The organism is Microbacterium sp. Bi128 (assembly GCF_918698205.1).
Genome location: NZ_CAKKMM010000902.1, coordinates 1 through 2,091, shown reverse-complemented (window position 1 = coordinate 2,091; position 2,091 = coordinate 1). Strand labels below are relative to the sequence as shown.

The 2,091-nt window shown below is 67.3% G+C and carries 2 protein-coding genes and 1 pseudogene; 2 read left to right on the top strand and 1 reads right to left on the bottom strand.

Annotated elements, in window-relative coordinates:
• Positions 1-200 precede the first annotated feature (200 nt).
• Entirely contained in the window at positions 201-764 is a 564-nt protein-coding gene (locus LQV45_RS27810) for an NAD(P)H-dependent oxidoreductase (RefSeq protein WP_018775397.1), read from the bottom strand.
• 125 nt (positions 765-889) lie between these two features.
• On the opposite strand from LQV45_RS27810, the gene LQV45_RS27805 reads away from it, so the two are divergent.
• Complete coding sequence (locus LQV45_RS27805; RefSeq protein WP_374208312.1) at positions 890-1,522, top strand: TetR/AcrR family transcriptional regulator; 633 nt, start codon at positions 890-892, stop codon at positions 1,520-1,522.
• A 357-nt stretch (positions 1,523-1,879) separates the two neighbouring features.
• A pseudogene (locus LQV45_RS27800) lies at positions 1,880-2,091 on the top strand (ABC transporter permease); the annotation flags it as partial.

Genomic DNA, 2,091 nt, shown 5'->3' with positions numbered 1-2,091 from the left:
GTACTGCTGCGGCGGCATCAAGTGTTTCGTGGGTCACAAACCCAAGGATACTACCCGTGTTGTCTTGGGGGAAACGATTGTTTCCAGATAATGCCCGGGCCGAAAGCGACCGGGCTGCTACGGGCGGCCCGAGGCCCCCGGCAGCCGTGTGCTGCCGGGGGCCCGGGAGGTATCTGGAGCGGAGTGCGGGGTGCGGAAGCTTACGCCGCTTCCGCAGCGGGAGCCTCGGCCAGCGCGTCGAACACGCCCTTGATCTGCTCGACAACTTCGGCGTCGTCCTTGGGGTGAACCTCGGCGAAGCGGACCATCGAGCCCGGGACTGCCAGCTTGACGTTTTCGAGGACCTGGGCGCCGGCGATGCCGACGGCCTTGCGGGCCTCGTCCTGGGCCCATACGCCGCCGAACTGGCCAAAGGCGGTTCCGACAACCGCGGTGGGCTTGCCGGACAGGGCGCCTGCGCCGAAGGGGCGGGACAGCCAGTCGATGGCGTTCTTCAGCGATGCCGGGACGGTGCCGTTATGCTCCGGCGTGACCAGCAGGATGGTGTCGGCCTCGTTGGCGGCGGCCCGCAGGGCGGCGGCGGCCGCGGGCACCTGGCCTTCGACGTCGATGTCCTCGTTGTAGAAGGGGATGTTGCCCAGGCTCTCGTGAATGACCACGTCCACCTGTTCCGGGGCGTTGAGCGCGATGGCCTCGGCCAGCTGCAGGTTGGTGGAGCCGGCGCGAAGGCTGCCGACGAGAGTGAGGATGGTCTTCTTGGACATGTGTACTCCTGTGCATCACGCCGCGGGGTGATTCCGGCGGCTGGTGGATCGTGAGGTTTTGGGGCCTTCACCCATCCTAAACGGACTGCGGTCCGGTTATATTCCGGGGCGCTAGAATCAGCGGTGTGAGCCTCATCCCGATCCGTCCCGGTGCCCAGTCCGGGTCAGGGCGCCCCGCCGCGCCCGCCGCAGAATCAGCGCGCAGCGACGCGATCCGCAACAGGGAGCTCCTGCTCTGCGCCGCCCGGGAAATCGTTGAGGAATCCAGCGCCGACGCCCTCACCATGGACCGGCTGGCGCAGCGCGCCGGAGTTGGAAAAGGGACGGTGTTCCGGCGGTTCGGCAGCCGTGCCGGGCTGATGATGGCGCTCCTTAGCGACGCCGAGGCCGAATTCCAGGGCCGGTTCATGTTTGGTCCGCCCCCGGTAGGTCCCGGCGCGCCGCCCCTGGAGCGGCTGATCGCCGTGGGCGCCGCCCGCATTGACTGGATCCTGGAATTCGGGGAGCTGGCGCGGGCCGCCGACGCCTCGGTCTACAACAGGTTCGATGTCCCGCCGGCCGTCCTCTGGCGCCGTCATCTCGAGATGCTGCTGCGCGAAGCCGGCGTGACGGCGGACCCGTGGGTCATGGCGTCGGCCCTCGGGGCGTCGCTGGAGCCGGAACTGTTGCTTCATTCCGTCGGCGTGCACGGGATTGCGCCGGAGCGCCTTGCGGACACCTGGCGGGAGCTTGTCACGCGCGTAGTGTGCGGCTCCTAGCGGCGCAGCCGGTTCCGTGGTCCAAATCCATTCCACGGAGTTATTCATAACGATCTGTAGCGAAGCCGCCGTGTCGCGGCCCGTGAGAGCCCGGCGGAGCCCGGCTAATGTGATAGCTTCCTCTGGAATGTGACCCGCAACATAGCCCACAAGGGCTCAGCCGCAAGGCATGCGGGCGGCCGGAAACCAGCTGGCCCATACTCCCGAACCGGCCGCGGAACCCGCTGCCGGATGGGGACGACGGAAGGATCGACGTTGTGAATAATCTTGTCCCTGGCGCAGGCGGGCCCGCCCGTGCGGCCGCAGCCGTGACGCACGGATCTGCTCAGGCAACGGCGATCCAGAACTAGCCGCTCCATGCTTCGATATCTCGCCAAACGTGCGCTCACGTATGTCTTCATGATCTTCCTGACCACCAGTGCCGGCTATCTCCTGGCTGTGAGCACGCTGCAGCCGGCGCTGCTTGAGCAGGAGCGGATTCCGCGGCCCACGCCCGAGCAGGTGGTCAATTCCTTCCGGCTCAAGGGGCTCGATCCCACCCTCAACCCGTGGGAGCGCTACGTCGACTG

Excerpts from the sequence above, each read along its gene's own strand:
- LQV45_RS27810 (WP_018775397.1), bottom strand. The coding sequence starts at position 764 with ATGTCCAAGAAGACCATCCTCACTCTCGTCGGCAGCCTTCGCGCCGGC.